Origin of the sequence: Phenylobacterium kunshanense (assembly GCF_003254525.1) — a bacterium.
In the GTDB taxonomy this organism is placed as follows: Bacteria; Pseudomonadota; Alphaproteobacteria; order Caulobacterales; family Caulobacteraceae; genus Phenylobacterium; species Phenylobacterium kunshanense.
On sequence record NZ_QFYS01000026.1, the window covers coordinates 1 to 792 of the forward strand.

General features: G+C 67.3%; 1 protein-coding gene and 1 pseudogene. Both read left to right on the top strand.

Annotated features, from left to right (window positions below):
- Window positions 1-651: ABC transporter permease (locus DJ019_RS20625; RefSeq protein WP_133255343.1), on the top strand; the 651-nt coding region annotated here is incomplete at its 5' end.
- Window positions 648-792: pseudogene (locus DJ019_RS21465) on the top strand (ABC transporter ATP-binding protein); the annotation flags it as partial. The gene DJ019_RS20625 and the pseudogene DJ019_RS21465, both read left to right, overlap by 4 nt.

Genomic DNA, 792 nt, shown 5'->3' on the forward strand with positions numbered 1-792 from the left:
GCCGAACGGCTGCTCACCATTCGTGGCGTCTACAGGACCGGGCTGGAGAGCCTCGATTCGCGGGTGCTGTTCCTGACGCTGCAGACGGCACGGCCGCTGTTCCGCCTGCCGGAAGGAGTGACGAACATCGAGATCAAGCTCGACAGGCCGCAGGAGGCCGTTGAAGTCGCCCGCTTCCTCAGGGACGCCACCGGCCTTCGGAGCACGCCCTGGCAGGAGAAGAACGCCTCGCTCGACGATGCGCTGCAGGCTCAGGACCAGACAGGACGCCTCATTCAGCTGTTCTCATTGGTCTCCATCCTGATCGGCGTCGCGAGCGCCCTGGTCCTGTCGGCCTATCGACGCAGGCCAGAGATCGGGATCATGCGCGCGGCCGGCGTCGCCGGTGGGTTCATCGCTCGCGTCTTTCTGTTGCAGGGATTCCTGATCGGGGTGACTGGCGCGCTCCTCGGGTGCGGCCTTGGCTACGGGCTCTGTCGCTGGCTGGCGTCGCTGATCGGGGCCGACGGCGGGCCAGTCCTGCCAATCGCCCCGGAGCGCGGGGGCTATCTCGCGGTCTTCCTCCTGACCACTCTGGGAGCCGTTATCGCGTCGGCCCTGCCGGCCAGGGCCGCCTCGAGGGTCGATCCGCTGGAGGCGATTCAGCAATGAGCCGGCTGCTCGAGGCCCGCGGCGTCGAAAAGAGCTTCCGCAATGGCGAGGAGGTCACGCCAGTCCTGAACGGTATCGACCTCGATCTGGATACCGGCGAACTGGTCGCCCTCGTCGGGGCGTCCGGATCGGGCAAGTCGA